Raw genomic sequence first — 18,484 nt, forward strand, 5'->3', positions numbered from 1 at the left:
ACATTACAATGAACATTCCAGCAGAATTAAAGTACACAAAAGACCATGAATGGATTAAAATTGATGGTGATGTCGCAACAATAGGAATCACTGATTTCGCTCAAAGTGAGTTAGGAGACATCGTTTATGTAGATGTAGATACCTTAGATGATACAGTAGAAATAGAAGAAGTTTTTGGTTCTGTAGAAGCTGTAAAAACTGTATCAGATCTTTTTATGCCTTTATCAGGGGAGGTTATAGAGTTCAATGAAGCTTTAGAAGATGAACCAGAGTTAGTAAACTCAGATCCTTATGAAGCAGGATGGATGATTAAAGTTAAGATTTCAGACGCTAGTCAAGTAGAAGGATTGTTAGATGCAGAAGCTTATCAAGAGCTTATTAAGGGATAAAGCTATATATATTGCTATATTCTTAACATTAATAGTTGTTTATCTTAGTTTGGCTAACTTAAAAGGTAAATTAATTATTTACTTTAATTATATAGATAAAATACATCATACTTTGGCTTATTTTTTTCTAACCATATCATGGTTATCTGTGTTTATTGGTAAACAAAGAAAAAATCAAATAGTATTATTATGTATTGCTTTTGGAATTCTGATGGAATTCCTTCAATCTAATTTAACAAACTACAGATTATTTGAATATTTAGATATTGTAGCAAATACTGTAGGAGTACTAATAGGTTTGTTATTTTTTAACAGAATTGAAAAAAATCTAATCAATATGTTAAATAGCTTGTAAAAGTCCAAAGAATTTAACTAAATTAGCAAACCAGAAAAAACTAAAAGGATGGAAATAAAGAAAAATCCAAAATTTAACCTTGAGAACTATAGTAAGTTGTTCATTCAACTTGGTTTGGTTTTGGCTTTATTTGTTACCTATGTAGCTATAGAGCATAAAACCTACGAGAAAGAGTATGGTGATTTAGGAAGTGCGGATCTTGGTTCTGAAGTAGAAGAAGAGACGTTAGTTATTAACGCACCACCACCGCCACCACCACCACCACCAGCTCCACCACCACCAACACCTGAGAAAATTGAGGTTGTTGAAGATGACAAGGAAATTGAAGAAACAGTAATCGAGTCTACTGAAACTGATGAGTCTGAAGCTGTAGAAGTTGAAGAAATCGAAGAGGTTGAAGAAGCAGAAGAGGTTGTAGAGGATGTGCCTTTTTCAATTATTGAAGAAGTACCAGTATTTCCAGGTTGTAAAGGAACTAACCAACAAAAGAAAGATTGTTTGAACAAAAAAATGCGTAAGCACGTTCAAAAGTATTTCAATGCAGAGTTAGCTAATGAATTAGGTTTAGCACCAGGTAAAAAAAGAATTTTTGTTCAATTTAAAATTGACAAAGATGGAACAATTACCAGTGTAAATGCAAGAGCACCGCATCCAAGATTAAAAGGAGAAGCAGAACGTATTGCTAAGAAATTACCTAAAATGATTCCTGGTAGACAAAGAGGAAAACCAGTACGTGTAGGGTATACATTACCAATTACATTTAATGTAGAGTAATATCTTACTCAAAACGAAAATAAATAAAAAGCAATCTTAGGATTGCTTTTTTTTGTGGCATGTTTTTTGGTGTTTTTAAGTATCAATTTAAAAACTAATAAGATGAAAAAGTTTAAAAAAAATCCAAAAAAACAGCTAGAAAAATTCTCAACAATTTTTATGCAATTAGGTTTAGTTGCCGTTCTTTTTATTGTCTTTGTAACATTAGAGCATAAATCCGAAGTAAAAAAAGAGGTAGCTGAAAAGCATGATGATGACAATTCTAAACCAATAGTTTTTGAACAAATTCCTGTTCTTATTAAAAGAGTAGAAAAAGTCGAGCAGCCTGTTAAAAAAACTAAACAAAAGCCAGTTGTATTTGAACAACCAAAAGTTGTAGATAACGATCAAGATATTGTTGAGCAAGTTATAGATAGTGATGATGAAATTATTGAAGTTGATGAAGATGATATTATCGAAATTGTAAAAGATGAAGAAATAGATGGTGGTGATGAACCAGTTTCAATGAAGTTTGTGCAAAAAGCTCCTATTTTTAAAGGATGTGAAGGTTTATCTGAAAGTGAAGCCAGAGTTTGTTTTGAAAAGAAAATGAAACGCTTAGTACAACGTCATTTCAATACTGAGTTAGCCAACGAATTAGGATTACAAAGAGGCAAGAAAAGAATAGTAACTCAGTTTGTAATTGATAAAAGCGGTTTAATTACGGATATTGTTATTAGAGCACCACATCCAAGATTGAAAAAAGAAACAGATAGGATTATTAAAAAAATACCAAGATTTAAACCAGGAATACAAAATAATGAACCAGCAAAAGTCAGGTACACATTACCTATAAGTTTTATGGTAGAGTAATAATATTTAAGTCCAGTTTTAATTGGACTTTTTTATTTTTTAAAGGATAGCGTAATTTTTAATAAGTTAAATTATTGAAGGAGAAAATTTTGTGTTAAAATTTTAACAATAAAATGTTAATTTATTTTGGTTGAAACATAATTAACTATATATTTGTTATGTGGTTATAAACCACTTTCTTTTTCTTTTTCATAGCAATTTTTCCCACTCAGACGTGAGTGGGTTTTTATTTCATACAACATAAATAAATATACCACCAAATATTCAGTAAAAACAAACCATAAATTTTCTTTCCAAGGAGTATTAGCATAAGCTTGATAACTTAAAATGATTACTACAGACCATAGTAATGGAAATCTATATTTAGTGAAAATAGACAGCACTATTAATGTAGCTAAATACCATGGATGCATTGTTGTAGTTGTGAAATAGTAGAACGAAAGCCCAAATAACATAGATGTGACCAATATCTCAAATAGATTATTACGTTTAAAGAAAGTTAAATATGCTAAAAAAAGAATGGTTAAAACAGGTGTTATTTTACCTATTGTGGCAATTTCATTATAACCTCTGAACATATAACCAATCTCCCTAAAAATATAGTAAAAACTTGCATTAAATTCAAAATTACGGAACCATAAACCAATAGAATTACTATAACTATCTATTAACTCTTTTGAAAAGAATGGTACAAATAAAACAATAGAGATTAATATTATGATGCTGTAAAATAAAATTAGTTTCCTAAATTGATTCCATTGTAATTTATTATTTGTTCTTATAAACCAATAGAAAAATAAAGGCAAGAAAAGAAGCGGTATCAATTTCACATTGATTGAAAATGAAATTAAAAATGCTGCTAAAATCCAATTTTTTTTCTGAAGATTATATAAAGCCCAAACAAAAAAGAACAGCATAACAGGTTCAAAATGTAAATTTCCTGTGAGTTCAATAATTATAAAAGGATTTAAAAGATACAAGAAAATTAAATTAGGATTCTTATTCAGTTTTTTTAAAAGTTTGTATCCGAAATAAAATATTCCAATGTCAGCAAGAATTATAATAACTCTCATTACTATAGCTGCTCCTAAAATTGATTCATTAGATAGTAAAGCTGCAATGTAAAAGCACAATTGATTTATTGGTGGATAGTTTGTAAAATGACTTCCATTCATCGCTCCCATGCCTTCGTAAAGCTCTGCCGCTTGCTTTATGGGATAATTTCCTTTATTTATAAAGGTTTCAGGTAGAGATATGTATGGGTTGAGTCCTTCAAAAACCATTCTTCCATCCCAAATAAAACGATAAAAATCTTGAGATAGATTGGGGAGTGTTGCAATAAAAATTAAACGAAATATTATGGCTATAGCTAAGTAATAATTCGTAGGTATTTTTGTTTTCTTTGTAAGGAAATAATATCCTGAAAACAATAATAACCAAATGGTAACAACCTGAACAAATTGAGTTCTATCAGTTTGATAAGCAAAAAAATAATATAGAACACTAGAGAAAAGTGTAACAAATAGTATCGTTGAATTTCTTTTTAGAAAATTCATTTATGCTTTAGAAAATACTGATTTAAAGAATACATAGCCGAAACCGATGAATAACATCAAGTGGAAAGGAAAAAGCCCAAAGTCACCATCACCATCACCAACTGTAAAAGCACTAAACAAACCGAAAGCAAAATATAGTACAAGTAACCCCTCTATAACTACATTTAAAGATGGTCGCTTCTTAATATATTTGTTATTTTTCCAGCTATCAGCTAGTGTTTTAATATTGAATTTTGGTGTTCTTACGAACTCACTTTTTTTACCAATATGACCTTCTATAACAGCTATAGTATTATGTAGTGAGAAGCCCATGGCAATAGAAAAGAAAGTGAAAAATGCACCAATATATTTTATAAAGTTTTTTATACCACCACCAAAAGAGTTTTTATACATAAACCAATAACAAACAAAAAAGATAAGTGTACTTGTAACAAAGAAACTCATTACCCAAAAATAAAGTTCTAGGTGTCCGTATTTGTTTTTAATGTATAACATAGGGATACTTAAAATTCCCATTAAAAATACACAAGTAAACATTGAGCTGTTTAATAAGTGAAGTAAACTATGTACTTTAGTTTTTAAATTAATGTTTTTGCTAGTAATAATCCTAGCCGTCATTTTTTGGAAGTTTTCTGCCCCACCTTTGTTCCATCTGAATTGTTGAGATCTAGCTGCGCTAATTACAACTGGTAATTCTGCTGGAGTAACAACATCTTCTAAATATTTAAATTTCCATTTTTTTAACTGTGCTCTATAGCTTAGATCTAAATCTTCTGTAAGTGTATCACCTTCCCAATTTCCTGCGTCGATAATACATTCTTTACGCCAAATACCTGCAGTTCCATTAAAGTTGATAAAATGTCCTTTACTATTTCTACCTACTTGCTCTAAAGAAAAGTGCGCATCTAATGCAAAAGCCTGCACTTTGGTAAGAGTTGAGTAATCTCTGTTGATATGTCCCCAACGAGTTTGAACTACACCAATTTCAGGATCCTTAAAATAAGGAACAGTTTTTTCTAACCAGCATGGTTTAGGTAAAAAATCAGCATCAAAAATGGCAATAAACTCACCTTTAGCAAACTTTAAGCCTTCCTTTAAAGCACCAGCTTTAAAACCAGTTCTATTCTCTCTACGAATATGTTGAATATCTAATCCAGTTTTTTGGAGTTTTTTTATTTGAGCCGCTGTTGATTCTACAGATTCATCAGTAGAGTCATCTAAAACTTGAATTTCCAGTTTGTCTTTAGGGTATTGAATTAAGGCAATGTTGTCTAATAACCTTTCCATTACATAAAGTTCATTGTACACTGGAAGTTGAATAGTGATGTAAGGAACTTCATCTTCATTTGTTAAGTCAAATTTAGGTGAATTATCTACTTTCTTTTTTGAAGATAGATAGTTAAACAATAAATTTAACTGAGCAATTGCATATAAAAAAACTAATAATAAAGATATACTATATAAACCTATAATGATGTATTCAAGTACCATTATTTAAAACTGTATTTAAAAATCCAACTTAATATTTTTACGCCTGCTAATATAGTTCCTTTTATTGTACCAGAAACTTTAGATACCCCAATTCTATTTCTATATTTCACAGGAATTTCCACGTAAGAATACTTCCTTTTAATTGCCTTTAATTGCATTTCTACTGTCCAACCATATGTTTTATCTTCCATATTAAGCGCCAAAAGTTTATCAAACTTTATTGCTCTAAAAGGCCCTAAGTCTGTAAATCTAGCATTAAAAAACACTTTCATTAAAAAAGTAGCCAACCAATTACCGAAAACTTGTTGCGGAGTCATAGAACCACTTTCACGTAGTCGTTTAACACGAGAACCAATTACAAAATCGATATCTTCATTAAGAATCGGGTTTACAATTTCAATAAGTTGTTCTGGGTAATCTGAATAATCACCATCTAAAAACACTACGATATCAGTTTTTAGATTATTTGATGTGATATAATTTATTCCTTTTAAACAAGCGTAACCGTATCCTTTTCTTTCTTCTGATAAAACTGTAGCTCCTGCTTTTTTAGCATTTTTAGGAGTGTTGTCTGTTGAATTATTATTTACAACAATTACCTCTTCTACAATATCAGGAATATCATTAATTACTTTAGGAATTGAATCTTGTTCGTTATATGCAGGTATAATTACTCTAATTAATGGTTGCTTCATTATTTTAAATCATTAAGATTATTTTCTCTCTTGAAGGAAGAGAAATCCGTCCATTCTTTTACTTTTTTACCATTCACAAATTTAGAAGCTTTAATTAATTTACTTTTTTTGTAAATTAAACAGTATCCGTTTTTGATATCATTTTTTAATTGACATTTATGTTCAACAGTACCTTTATTATTATAATAAAGCCACCAATTGTTTTGCATACCATTTAGATAATGTCCTTCTTTTAATTTAGAAGAATTATCGCGGTAAAAATACCAATATTTATTTTTTAAGCCTTTACTGTAATGACCTTTTTCTTTGATTTGTCCATTAGGATAATAAAATTTCCAATAAGCATGTTTTAAGTTATCTTTTAACCATCCTTCTTCTTTAATAGAACCGTTTGGATAATATTTTTTTTGATATACCTTTTGAGCAATACCTAAAAAACCAATTAATAAAAAGAATAATAAAAACTTACTTTTCATTCATTAATTTTATCAAATCTACATCATTACCCAATAATACTTGTGTTGGGTTAATTCTACCATCTTCTGGTCCATTTTCTAATTTTAAAACACCTCTAGGACAAACAGCCGAACATACACCACAACCAACACAACTTGAACGAACTATATTCTCTCCTTTTTGTGCATAAGATCTCACGTCTATTCCTTGTTCACAGTATGTAGAACAGTTTCCACAAGAAATACATTGCCCTCCATTAGTTGTAATTCTGAAACGAGATTTGAAACGTTGCACTAATCCCATGTAAGCAGCTAAAGGACAACCAAAACGACACCAAACACGGTTTCCTAAAATAGGATAGAATCCTGTTCCAATAACACCAGAGAAAATAGAACCAATTAAGAATCCGTATGAACTTTGAATATCATAAGCAGATAAACCAAATGCAACTTCTTTCCAACTTTCAATTTCTGCGAAATATGTGTACAATGTTAATGCTGTCATTACCGTAGCAAAAACTAAAACTCCGTGAATTAACCAACGTTCTACTTTCCATGATAATAAAGACTTACTTGATAATTGTCTGTACGGGTCTCCTAAAGTTTCGGCTAAACCACCACAACCACAAACCCATGAACAATACCATCTTTTCCCATAGAAATATACCATTACAGGAACAATAACCAAGGTTAAAATGATTCCCCATACTAACATGAAGATTCCTAAGTTCCCGTTCTCTATTAAACTATTAATATTCCAGTCGAAGAAGAACGTGTAATTTAAAGGCCAAGCATTTTTAAAATCGAACCAAGGTTTGTTAAATGCAACTAAAATTTCAGGAATTAAGAAAGCAAATGCAATTTGGAAAAATAATACGACAGCAGTTCTTACAATTTGATAATTATTATGTCTGTATTTGATAAACATTCTGATGGCAAAAACCGTCATTACAGAACAATACATGAATCCATATAAAAACCATTGATCTGAAGCATTACCATTTAAAGCTTGCTTGATTGGATTTACAGATAAAATAGGGTTGATTAAGTAATTTGGGAAGAAATACAATAACATATAAAACCCTACGAAATATACGAAAGCAATCATTCCTAAAACACCCCTATTGGTTGCAGAATGTTGAAAAATTCCATTATTTTTTATTCCTGCAGGTCCTAATAACTTATAATCAGCTCCAAAGAATAATAGTCCACCTAAAATGGCTAATCCGAAGGTTAAAAAGAAAAATAATCCTTGGTTTTGAACAACCCAGCCAGTCGCTGAAGACCTAACTAATGGATAAACAAAATCTTTATATGTTTTATTCCATTTTATCCAGATGATTTTATCCCAAGCAATTTCCTTTTGACTTTTATGATATTCGTTAGATTGTTTAGCTATATCAACAATTTTAGAAGATAATTGAGCGGCACTAAGTTCTTTACCAACAATTTCTTGTTTCGCTTTTTCAATAAAAACTTCACTTTTAACATTCTGTGAAGCCCAAGTATTAAATGTTTCTTCAGAAACTTTATTAGTTCCTGTAAACATACTTGCTGTAAAAATAGCAAACCCAATAAGTGAGATTACTAAACCTATATTTTTAATTACTTTCATGGTATTCATTAATTTTTTTATGCCTTACTAAATATGCGTTTCCAACTTTTCTTTTTTACTTGAAGATTAGTACCGTTTTCTTTATTGAATTGCGATACAATTGCTTCTTCGTGTTGTTTAAAGAATTCAGGATCAAAATTGGCATCTTTAAAATGTTCTAAAACATGAGTTACACTTTTTTTCTCGGTAAGCACTTTATCGAAAAAATCATGTCTAAGTCGAATTCCGAAAGTATTAATACCAATAAACTCTTGGGTTTCCTTATCATAATTTAAATGAATGGCTTTTTTACCCGTCTCATCTTTCCAGAAAAAACGCGCTTCATTTTCTTTTGGTTTAGCCCAAACCCATCCATAAGTTTGATATTCAATGTCAATGAATTTTGCTGAGTTAAACCAATGTCCAGGTTTGTATTCAATTCTATTTCCACAAATAGTTTGCGCCACAGTTTCTCCCATCATTCTACCAGTATACCAAACAGCTTCTATTGGTCTTCTTTGTCCAATAGCTTCATGTTGCTCAGCACAATCACCAATAGCATAAATATCTTTTTCACTAGTTTCTAAAAAGCGGTTTACAAGTATTCCTCTATTTGTTTCAATAGAAGATTCTTTTACAAAGTTGATGTTTGGGGAAACACCAGCAGTTAATCCAACAACATTACAAGCAATTTCTTCACCAGTTTCAGCAATAACGATAGATTTTACGTTACCGTTTTTATCTGCTTTAATTTCTTTTAAGTTTACACCTAATCTTAAATCAATATGATTTTCTAAAATTTCTTTATTAATCATTTCAGATTCTTGTTCAGGTAGTACACCATTCCAAAAACTAGACTCACGAACTAAAAAAGTTACAGGGATATTTCTACTATGTAACATTTCTGCAAGCTCAATACCAATAAGTCCACCACCAACAATTACAGCACGTTTACAGACTTTATTGTTCGGAGCATATTTTTCTAAACTTTCTAAATCTTGTTTATGGTACATACCCATAACACCATCTAAATCTTGACCAGGCCAACCAAATTTATTTGGTTTAGAACCAGTAGCAAGAATTAATTTATCATAAGAAAAAGAGCTCCCATCTTGCAATAACAACTGCTTATTCTCAGCATCGATTTTTTCTACTAAGCCTTTCTTTAATTCAATTCGGTTCTTTTTCCAAAACCAATCTTCATAAGGTTTTGTGTTTTCGAATTTCATGTGCCCCATATAAATATACATAAGAGCCGTTCTAGAGAAAAAGTGTTCAGTTTCTGAGGAGATAATGGTAATTTTTTTATCCGAAAGTTTTCGAATATGTCTTGCTGCAGTAACGCCAGAAATACCATTACCAATAATAACGATGTGTTCCATGTTTTTGAAAATTGCTATTGACTATGTCGCTAGAAAAGATAATAATTTACTTTTGTTTTAAATTTAGAATTGATTTAAATAAGAGAAAGGGATAGAGCCTTCATGTAATGATTTGTTTTTTTAAACGACTCAGCTTAAGATCAAAAAAAAACTACTCATGAAACGAATTTCAATTCTTTTAATATTACTGACATTTAACTACACTGGTTTTTCTCAAGAAGAAAAGCAAGAAGAAGAGAAAAATAACTTACAAGTATTTACTCCATCTAAATTATTAAATAAAGGTCAATGGGATATAAAATGGTTTAATGGTTTATACACACAGACTAGAGAAACAGGTCAAAACAATAGTGAAGGACGTGATGTGGCAAGATCAAATTTTTTTACATCTACTGTGGAAGTATTTACTGGAGTTTCAGAAAATAACAGAATAAATATAGGTGGTATTATTGAATTTCGTTCAAATACTTTTGGTGGAAGACAAGCACTTTCTGTATTTAGCTTAGAAGATACTCCAACAAATAGAGTAGGAATTTCTTCAATTGCTCCAGCAGTAAAGATTCAACCTTTTAAAAGTATTGGAAATTTTTCTATTCAAAGTGCGATTCACATTCCTTTGTTAGGAAGTGGTGACGAAAGTAATCCAGATGGAGGATTTTTAGATCAAACAGCATGGTCGTTTCAAAATAGATTCTTTTACGATTACACATTTCCAAGCGGAAAGTGGCAATTATTTACAGAGTTAAATACTGAATATGGTTTTGGAGATGATAAGAGTTTTGCTAACAATACTTTTTTAGTAGTTCCAGGAGTTTTTATTAGTTATTTTCCAACTCAAAAAGCAACAGTTTTAGCTTTTGCTCAACATTCTGAGCGTTTTGGAGATTTTGAGCAAGACAATACTTCTTTAGGTTTTGGTGGTAAATACCAATTAACAGATGTAATAAACTTAGAAGTTTTATACAGTAACATAGTAAGAGGGTTTAATTTTCAAGGTTTAGGAGAAACATATAGTTTTGGAATTAGAGCTTTATTTTAAACTTTTAATGTATAAAGAAGTGTAATTTAATGGCTATTTTTAATGCATGAAGATCAAGCAAATTTTTATAGTATTGTTTTTAGTACTATGTACTTCTTGCAATAGTCAAAAAGAAAAAATAAACGGATTAAGCTTTGTTGCTTCTTCGGAAGCAATAAGCGATAAACATACAACACCCGTAGTTAAGGCGTCAGCGAATTATGTTTCGTTGATGCCTTTTGGTTTTATAAAAGATTTAGCATCTCCAGAAGTTCGATATAATTCGTCTCGACAATGGTTTGGTGAAACCAAAAAAGGAGTAAAACAATATGCTGAAGAATTTAAAAAACTAGGAATAAAGTTTATGATTAAACCTCAGATTTGGGTTTGGAGAGGCGAATTTACCGGGTATATAGAAATGAAAACTGAAGAGGAATGGAAAGTTTTAGAAAACTCTTACAGTGCTTTTATTTTAGATTATGCGAAAGCTGCTGAAGAAGTTAAAGCAGACATTCTTTGCATTGGTACTGAGTTAGAAAAGTTTGTAATGAACAGACCGAATTATTGGAATTCTTTAATTCAGAAAGTTAAAAAAATATATTCAGGTAAATTAACCTATGCAGCAAATTGGGATGAGTTTAAAAGAGTTCCGTTTTGGAATCAATTAGATTTTATTGGTATAGATGCCTATTTTCCTTTAAGTGAAGCGAAAACCCCTTCTGTTGAAGAGTTAGAGCAAGGTTGGAAACCTCATAAAGCAACAGTTAAAGAGTTGTATCAGAAATTTAATAAACCTATTTTATTTACTGAATTCGGATATAGAAGTGTGAATTACACTGGTAAAGAACCTTGGAGTTCGAACAGAATCTCTGGAGAAGTAAATTTAAAAGCTCAAGAAAATGCTACCCAAGCAATTTATAATCAGTTTTGGAAAGAAGATTGGTTTGCTGGTGGGTTCTTATGGAAATGGTTTCACGATCACGAAAAAGTTGGAGGAGAAAATAACAATCGATTTACACCTCAGAATAAACCAGCAGAAAAATTAATTCAGAAATTATATGCACAGTAAGTGGATACTTATTGTTTTAATACTACTTTTTTCATGTAGTAAAGATGAAAAATCAACCAATTTATCTGATACTATTTTAAGTGATTTTTTACAGAATCATTCAAATAAAGTTTTAGATGAAGTTATTGCATGTGCAGGAAGTAGTAACAATGAAGATATAGTTTTGGTATATTATTTTCCTGAAGAAGGAAGTTTTGATTTTAAATATTACGAAACTGAGAGTATAAATGTAAATCCTGATGATTTTTCTAATTATAAGCTTAAAATTTTACCTATTGAAGGTGTCTTCGGAAATAAACTTTCGGCCTTTAAAAGAAATGAATTACAAGATGCTTGGGGAATTGTTACATACCAAACCGAAGGTAAAATTCATAAATCGAATCCTATACGAATAAAGCATACGCAACAAGCAACAGTATATAATTCTGATGTGACAATTGATACGTCTGTTCGTTTGTCACCAGAATTTCGTTGGAATGAAAGCGAGTTGAAAAATGATGCTATTTATTTTCAAGTCTTATTAGAGCAAAACAGTATCTTTGTATCAGGAACTTATACTTTTGATCGATTTTTCCGTTATTATGATACATCTAATGTAGTTTTAACGATAAATCCAACCACACCTCCTAAATTAGAAATAGCAAATGATTACCAGTTTATTGTACTAGGTGTAAGTCTAGATAATTGGGTAAATAGTTATTCCTACAAAAATTTTACCGCAGAGTAATAATGAAGAAATTAATAACCATACTACTTTTAATATTTTTTACATTTTCAGCGTTCTCTCAAGAAGATGGAATGATAGTTCGTTCAGTTACTTTTAAAGGTATGAAAAGAACGAAAGCATCTTTTTTGAAATCGATAACAGAGACAAAGAAAGGAGATGTATACAATACTAGAAAAGTTGAACAAGATATTACTATTTTAAAGCGATTACCAGCTGTTGCACATGCCTATTTAAAGACAAACACCGAAGATGGAAAATGTGATCTTGAATTTCACATTCAAGAAAGCTCAACGATTTTACCAGAATTAGCTTTTTGGACAACAACTAATAATAGGTTTGCTTATAAATTAGGTGTTTATGAATATAATTTCTTAGGTAGAAATATCGCAGTTGGCGGATTTTATCAGAATAACGGACATGATACTTATGCGTTTAATGTTAGAGCTCCTAATTTATTTTCAAAAAAGTTTGGACTAGGTTTTAGTCATCAAAATTGGAAAAGTGAAGAACCGTTATTTTTCGATAATCAGACAGCGAACTATTTGTACAATAATATTTCAACTGAATTATTAGGATTATATCAAATTAATTTTAATCATCATATAACTTTTGGATTCAATTATTTTCAAGAAAAATATCAATATTTAAATGGAGCTACAAGTCCGGAAGTTCCCAGAGATTTAAAAGTAAATAAAATATTATATAAGCTTTTGTATACATATGAAGATCTTGAATATTATTTTCATTATTTAGATGGATTTAAAAGCATTTTATATCTTCAATATGTTACTTCTCAAAATGATTTTCAAGATAAGTTTATTATAGCTTGGAACGATTTCTTTTATTACGATAGAGTAGGGAAGAAAGGAAATTGGGCAAATCGATTACGCATAGGTTTTGCTTCTAACAGTGATTCTCCTTTTGCTCCATTTGCTTTAGATAACAATATTAATTTAAGAGGTGTTGGTTTTATTGTAGATCGTGGTACAGCAAGTATGGTTTATAATACTGAATACAGACATACATTTTACGATAAAAAATGGCTAACAATTCAAGCTAATGGGTTTTTAGATGTAGGAACCTGGAGACAACCTGGTGGAGAGATTTCAGATTTTTGGAAGTCAGATAATATGAGATTTTACTCAGGAGTCGGACTACGTTTTATCAATAAGAAAATTTACAACGCAATTTTTCGAATTGACTATGGAATTAGCTTAACTGATAAAACTAATGGTATAGTCTTTGGAATTGGGCAGTATTTTTAGACTTAAAACTTGAATTATTATCTAAGGTTATTTAAAAAACATTTTGAGTAACTTTGTGCTTTATTAAAAAGTATACACAATTAATTATAATAGTTGTATACTAATAAAAATATGCAAAAGTGAAAAAGATATTAAGTACTCTAATTTTATTACTTTTTATTTTCTATGATTTCAAATGTTACAGTCAAGATATTCATTTAAAATCTATAAAGGAAACCATAGAAATCAAAGAAGATTCTTCTTTCATAAATAATATTTCAATTCTTTTCAAAAAAAGTAATAAACCGCGCTTTTACCCTATATTTTATGATACAGAATTAGAAAAAGTATCAGATATTAAACTGTTTATCAAGAAAAGGAGAAGAGATAAACCAATATATATTAAAAAGATCTATGAAGAAGATGCTAAGTTAGAGTATATTACAAGTAAGAAAATTAAATATGTCATGATTCCTGCTGATAAAGAAATTAAACTTTCTTATTCAGTTAGTTGTAAGGAATTAATGTATTTTTCAAGTTTGCCTTTTTTTTCTTATAATCAAATAGATACACTTAGTTATAAAATAAAAATTGCTAAAAATTTTGAGTTGGCTCATAATACAATTTACAAAGAATCTATTCCTTACTATAAAATAGATTCTACTAAAACAAATACCAATTCAGTATGGAATATTGAAGTAGTTCCTCAAAAAGTAGAACCAGATCCTTTTCAGTTTTTTGGTGTTTATAAGAATATGAGAAATCCTTTGATGCGAATTATAGTCACTCCAGATTCTTATAAAAATAGGCCTACTAATTATATTAACGATTGGTATTCAGAAAAAGTAGCTTCAAAAAAAGGGTTAAACTATCAGGTAAAACAAAAAATAGACCAACTAACAATTAACATTGAAGATCCCTCAGAAATTATCAACATCATTTATAACTATGTTAAAAATAACTTTAAGTATGTAGCTATAGAAGTAGGTATGGGCGCTTTTATTCCAACTCATGCAAATGCTGTTTATTTAAATAAAGAAGGAGATTGTAAAGATCTATCAAATTTTTTATCAGAGGCTTTAAGATATAAAGGAATTAAAAGTGATATAGCTTTAGCAGCTACTTTTGATCATATTAGTGATTGTGATTTTCCGTCTTTAAGCTCTGCGAATCACGTGATTGCTGTAGCTTATATAAATGGAAAAGTGATTCTGTTAGATCCTACAGACTCAATTCATAGAGAAGGAACACCCGTAGAGAGTTTACAAGATCGTAATATTTTAATTGTGAATTCAAATGGAGGTGTTTTTCATACTGTAAAAAGCTTTACTCCAGAAGAGAATTCTATTTTATATCAATTAGAATTAAAGGAAGATAATACAAATATTAAAGGAACATTTTATACTTCATATAATGGGATTTCTGGGAATTATTTGAAGCGTAGACTTAAGGGTAAAAAAGAGGAAGAACTTAGTGATTTTGGAAATACATTTTATGAAGAAATTTTCAGAAATCAATCTGTTTCTAATTTAGAGCTGTTAAATGTTGAAAAACTAGAATATAAAGGAGATATATCTATTAGTAGTAAGTCTTTTGATGATGGAGAAAATAAATACTTATTTATCGATTTTTTACCAAGAATTATAGAAACTGAAAATAGAGAAATATTAATGGAGGGGATTAATTTGGCAAACCCATTTCATAAAAAAGTTCGTACAAAAGTAAAAATTAACGAACCCATAAAAGATTTCGAGCCTATAACATATAACTACAAAGAAAAAGGAATTTCACTTAAAGTAATTATTAAGTATATATCAGAATTAGAAATCGAATGTAATTACGATTTTATTCTTAATCATATTTACATAGATAAAGAAAATGTTGATAAAGCAAACGACATTTTAAAATCATTTAAAAAAATAATAAATGAACCTATCATATTTAAAAAACAGAAAAGTTAGTTTAATTGCCATAAGCATATGCTTACTTTTTTATAGTTTTAAATCTGTTTTAAGTAAAGGAAATGACCCTTTCACTACTCTCTGTGAAAAATCAGATGCTTATTATTCATATTTTTATAAAGATGTTACTTATGCTAAAGAATGGTCTGGATATAAGAAATATATTTCTATTACAAATAAATTAGTAATAAACACATCTAAAGGAGTTGAAGATTATGCTTTTTTAAATCTAAGTGAATATGAAAGTAATCATTTACAAAGCATTAAGGTTAAAACTCTAAAAGCAGATGGAACCAAAGTTAAATTAGATTCTGGTCTGGTATTCAAACGTACTTCTAAAGGAAAGAAATTTGGAGAAATAAATTATCCAATTCCAGCTGTAGAGCCAGGAGACACCATTGAAATGAATTATATATACTATGAAAGATTAAAAAAGAACGATTTAAAGAATTATGTGGATTTATATACAGATGTACCTAGTATAAATTCTCAATATACTATAAAAACTCATCCAGATGTATTATTGAGATACAAATCATATAATGGTTTTCCAGAACCAGCAGTGGTATCTAATGACACTTTATTCTATGTTCAGTTTTCTATGGATAAGGTAAAAGGAATTAAAAAAAATGAATTTAACTGTTTGCCTTGCGAAAAACCATATCTATATTACTCTATAGACAAAAAAGATACAAAATTGAGAACATGGAAAGATGTTTATAACGAGGAGTTTAATTTTGTTACTCAACCATTTGCTTTAGATTATGAAAAGTTTTCATACTATAAAAGGTGGAAGAGAAGAGTAGTAGGGAAAGCTAAAGATAGTTCGAAATATTACAAATTTAACTTATTGCATACTGAAGTAGTAAATAATTTTAAAATGGAACCTACTAGAAAAGAAGAATTAATTAAGTCTAGTGGTTATTTTTTAAAGAAAAAACGATTTGATCCATTAAGTATAAAAAGGTTTTATAGGCAAATATTAGAGGATCTAGAAATAGAGTATTGGGCTGTTTTTGGTAGAACCAAACGTTTAGGGGCTATTAGTAAACATTATATTAGAAGAGGAGAGTTTGATCATATATTTTTTGCCTTTGAAGATCAAAATAAACAATTAAAATTATTATATCCTCACGAAGATTTTTATCAATATCGAATTAATGAAATACCTACTTCTATTTATAACTCAGATGTTATTCTAGTAAAACCACATTTAACCAAAAAAAGAAGGAAAAAAGATAAATTTATTTCTAGAAATTTAAAGTTAGCTAAGGCAGATTCAGTATCCATCAAAACTGTTAAATTACCTAGTATGAGTGCTAACATTAATTACCTACATCAAATAATTTCTGGTGAGGTAGATGTTAAACAGAAAAAGACTTCCTTTAAATCAATTTTTAAAATTTCGGGAGGATTATCTACAGAATTACGAAGTTTTTACGGTATGTTAGATCAAGATCAAAAAGCTAGTGATTTTTATAACGCCTTGTCAGAATATCAAGGTGTAGATAATGCTATAGATATAGATACAATAACAAGTAGGTCATTGAGTCCAAAAACTCCTTTTGTTTATAAAGTTAGAGGTAAGGGTACATTAAATAATGCAATTACATTTATAAACGATAGTCTAGTAAGTATTTCTGTGGATAAACTGATTAATCATAATCAGTTAGATAATGATGCTAACTCTTCAGAATTAAGTTATTATTTAGATTATAGTTATTCTGATTTGATGATGTGTTTTTTAAACTTTCCATATGATATAGAAATTTTAGGTAAAAAAGAGATAAACTTGAAATGTGAAAATGATATAGGTCAATATTCTTTTGAATTAAAAAAAACTAAGAATAATCAAATTAAATTAAAATCAGATTATAAAATTCTAAAAGATTTAATTCCTAAAGAAAAGCTCACTGATATAAAACTTATCAATGAAAAAGTTAGTGAAGCAAAAGGCAAACGATTTGTAATTAAATTAAAAAAGATAAAATCGTAAAAAGAAGATGTAATTAATAATTCATATTATGATTTTTTTGGTTGATAGGATACAACTCCTGTCCAAGAAAATCTTTTGGGAATTTTTCGTCACCTTCAAAGCCAATTTCAATATCTCTACCAGAATACGGAATGTAATTTGTTTTAAAAATATAATCCCAAATACTTAATGTAATCCCGAAGTTTACACCGTTTTTTCGGTCTTCTGGTAACTCTTTAACATGATGCCAAATATGCATTTTAGGGTTGTTTAAAATGTATTTTAAAACACCATAATCCCAATTAATATTGGCATGGTTTAAATGTCCGATAGTAATATTAAAGAAATGAACAATAGCAACGTCTTGAGCTGTAAATCCACCCATAATAGCTAAAGGGATGTATTTCATTGATTTATATACAACAGGTTCCATCCAATGGTAACGCAAGTGAGCTGCAAACCCCATTTGTTTAACGGAATGATGTACTTTATGAAAGTTCCATAAAAACTTGTATTTGTGTAATAAAGTGTGTGTGTACCATTGTACAAAATCAATGATAATGAAGAATACAAATAAGCGTAAAGCATAAGGGAAACTATTAATATCAAATAATTTAAGGTCTGTTATTGAGATGTTCAACAACCCTAAAATATCATTGAAAACTTCAGAAGCTGTATTGGAAAGAGCAATTAGAACAATCAAATTCAATAAGAAAAAATTAAAGAACATATAAAAGGTGTCTAACCAGAAATCTTTTCTGAAGGTAGGTTGATTCTTACGCCAAGGAAACACAATCTCTAATCCCCATACGACTAAAGAAATTAGAATTAATCCATAGAAATAATTCTCCCAGTTTAATTCCATTAAAACAGATTGTTTAATGTAATTCCAGTAGTTTATATATGAGTTTTTTATAAGTTCTAGATACTTCTGCATGCTTTTGTAA

Annotated in this window: 17 protein-coding genes; 10 read left to right on the plus strand and 7 right to left on the minus strand. The window is 29.3% G+C overall.

The window, feature by feature from the left end:
* The first annotated feature begins 8 nt into the window (after positions 1-8).
* The 4 genes from gcvH to AC2TEO_RS12085 all read left to right on the plus strand — a co-directional run bounded on the left by gcvH (position 9) and on the right by AC2TEO_RS12085 (position 2,370).
* Positions 9-389, plus strand: a complete 381-nt coding sequence (gcvH, locus tag AC2TEO_RS12070; RefSeq protein WP_442265070.1) for a glycine cleavage system protein GcvH — start codon at positions 9-11, stop codon at positions 387-389.
* The gene (locus AC2TEO_RS12075) at positions 355-744 is read left to right on the plus strand and encodes a VanZ family protein (protein ID WP_442265071.1); all 390 of its coding nucleotides are present in this window, start codon (positions 355-357) and stop codon (positions 742-744) included. The genes gcvH and AC2TEO_RS12075 overlap by 35 nt, the downstream gene beginning before the upstream one ends.
* Before the next feature lie 48 nt (positions 745-792).
* Positions 793-1,518 carry an energy transducer TonB gene (locus AC2TEO_RS12080; RefSeq protein WP_442265072.1) on the plus strand — a complete coding sequence of 242 codons (726 nt, stop codon included), beginning with the start codon at positions 793-795 and terminating at the stop codon, positions 1,516-1,518.
* Positions 1,519-1,620: 102 nt separating this feature from the next.
* Positions 1,621-2,370 (plus strand): energy transducer TonB, encoded by a 750-nt coding sequence (locus AC2TEO_RS12085; protein ID WP_442265073.1) that lies wholly within the window; start codon positions 1,621-1,623, stop codon positions 2,368-2,370.
* A gap of 164 nt (positions 2,371-2,534) precedes the next feature.
* Here the strand turns inward: AC2TEO_RS12085 and AC2TEO_RS12090 are convergent, their stop codons facing one another.
* From AC2TEO_RS12090 to AC2TEO_RS12115, 6 genes are read right to left on the minus strand one after another with little or no spacing between them, the layout of a single operon-like run.
* Positions 2,535-3,926 carry an MptA/MptB family glycosyltransferase gene (locus AC2TEO_RS12090; RefSeq protein WP_442265074.1) on the minus strand — a complete coding sequence of 464 codons (1,392 nt, stop codon included), beginning with the start codon at positions 3,924-3,926 and terminating at the stop codon, positions 2,535-2,537.
* Positions 3,927-5,417, minus strand: coding sequence for a cellulose synthase family protein (locus AC2TEO_RS12095; protein WP_442265075.1), 1,491 nt, complete (start codon positions 5,415-5,417; stop codon positions 3,927-3,929).
* Positions 5,417-6,112, minus strand: coding sequence for a glycosyltransferase family 2 protein (locus AC2TEO_RS12100; RefSeq protein ID WP_442265076.1), 696 nt, complete (start codon positions 6,110-6,112; stop codon positions 5,417-5,419). The genes AC2TEO_RS12095 and AC2TEO_RS12100 overlap by 1 nt, the downstream gene beginning before the upstream one ends.
* On the minus strand, positions 6,112-6,588 hold the full coding sequence (locus tag AC2TEO_RS12105) for a toxin-antitoxin system YwqK family antitoxin (RefSeq protein ID WP_442265077.1): 477 nt from the start codon (positions 6,586-6,588) through the stop codon (positions 6,112-6,114). The genes AC2TEO_RS12100 and AC2TEO_RS12105 overlap by 1 nt, the downstream gene beginning before the upstream one ends.
* Entirely contained in the window at positions 6,578-8,182 is a 1,605-nt protein-coding gene (locus tag AC2TEO_RS12110) for a 4Fe-4S binding protein (protein ID WP_442265078.1), read from the minus strand. Before AC2TEO_RS12110 ends, AC2TEO_RS12105 begins: the two co-directional genes overlap by 11 nt.
* A gap of 17 nt (positions 8,183-8,199) precedes the next feature.
* Positions 8,200-9,543: an NAD(P)/FAD-dependent oxidoreductase gene (locus AC2TEO_RS12115; RefSeq protein WP_442265079.1), complete on the minus strand. Its 1,344-nt coding sequence runs from the start codon at positions 9,541-9,543 to the stop codon at positions 8,200-8,202.
* A 157-nt stretch (positions 9,544-9,700) separates the two neighbouring features.
* Between AC2TEO_RS12115 and AC2TEO_RS12120 the strand changes: the two genes are divergently transcribed.
* The 6 genes from AC2TEO_RS12120 (at position 9,701) to AC2TEO_RS12145 (ending at position 17,558) form a co-directional block, all read left to right on the plus strand.
* Positions 9,701-10,582, plus strand: coding sequence for a hypothetical protein (locus tag AC2TEO_RS12120; protein WP_442265080.1), 882 nt, complete (start codon positions 9,701-9,703; stop codon positions 10,580-10,582).
* 46 nt (positions 10,583-10,628) lie between these two features.
* The gene (locus AC2TEO_RS12125) at positions 10,629-11,630 is read left to right on the plus strand and encodes a glycoside hydrolase family 113 (protein WP_442265081.1); all 1,002 of its coding nucleotides are present in this window, start codon (positions 10,629-10,631) and stop codon (positions 11,628-11,630) included.
* Positions 11,620-12,357, plus strand: a complete 738-nt coding sequence (locus tag AC2TEO_RS12130) for a hypothetical protein (RefSeq protein ID WP_442265082.1) — start codon at positions 11,620-11,622, stop codon at positions 12,355-12,357. The genes AC2TEO_RS12125 and AC2TEO_RS12130 overlap by 11 nt, the downstream gene beginning before the upstream one ends.
* A gap of 2 nt (positions 12,358-12,359) precedes the next feature.
* Positions 12,360-13,622: a POTRA domain-containing protein gene (locus AC2TEO_RS12135; RefSeq protein ID WP_442265083.1), complete on the plus strand. Its 1,263-nt coding sequence runs from the start codon at positions 12,360-12,362 to the stop codon at positions 13,620-13,622.
* A 119-nt stretch (positions 13,623-13,741) separates the two neighbouring features.
* On the plus strand, positions 13,742-15,562 hold the full coding sequence (locus tag AC2TEO_RS12140; RefSeq protein ID WP_442265084.1) for a transglutaminase-like domain-containing protein: 1,821 nt from the start codon (positions 13,742-13,744) through the stop codon (positions 15,560-15,562).
* The gene (locus tag AC2TEO_RS12145) at positions 15,528-17,558 is read left to right on the plus strand and encodes a DUF3857 domain-containing protein (RefSeq protein ID WP_442265085.1); all 2,031 of its coding nucleotides are present in this window, start codon (positions 15,528-15,530) and stop codon (positions 17,556-17,558) included. Before AC2TEO_RS12140 ends, AC2TEO_RS12145 begins: the two co-directional genes overlap by 35 nt.
* Before the next feature lie 13 nt (positions 17,559-17,571).
* Here AC2TEO_RS12145 and AC2TEO_RS12150 read toward each other — a convergent pair whose 3' ends face one another.
* Positions 17,572-18,474 carry a sterol desaturase family protein gene (locus tag AC2TEO_RS12150; RefSeq protein ID WP_442265086.1) on the minus strand — a complete coding sequence of 301 codons (903 nt, stop codon included), beginning with the start codon at positions 18,472-18,474 and terminating at the stop codon, positions 17,572-17,574.
* Between the last annotated feature and the right edge of the window lie 10 nt (positions 18,475-18,484).

The organism is Tenacibaculum aquaeponti (assembly GCF_057221555.1).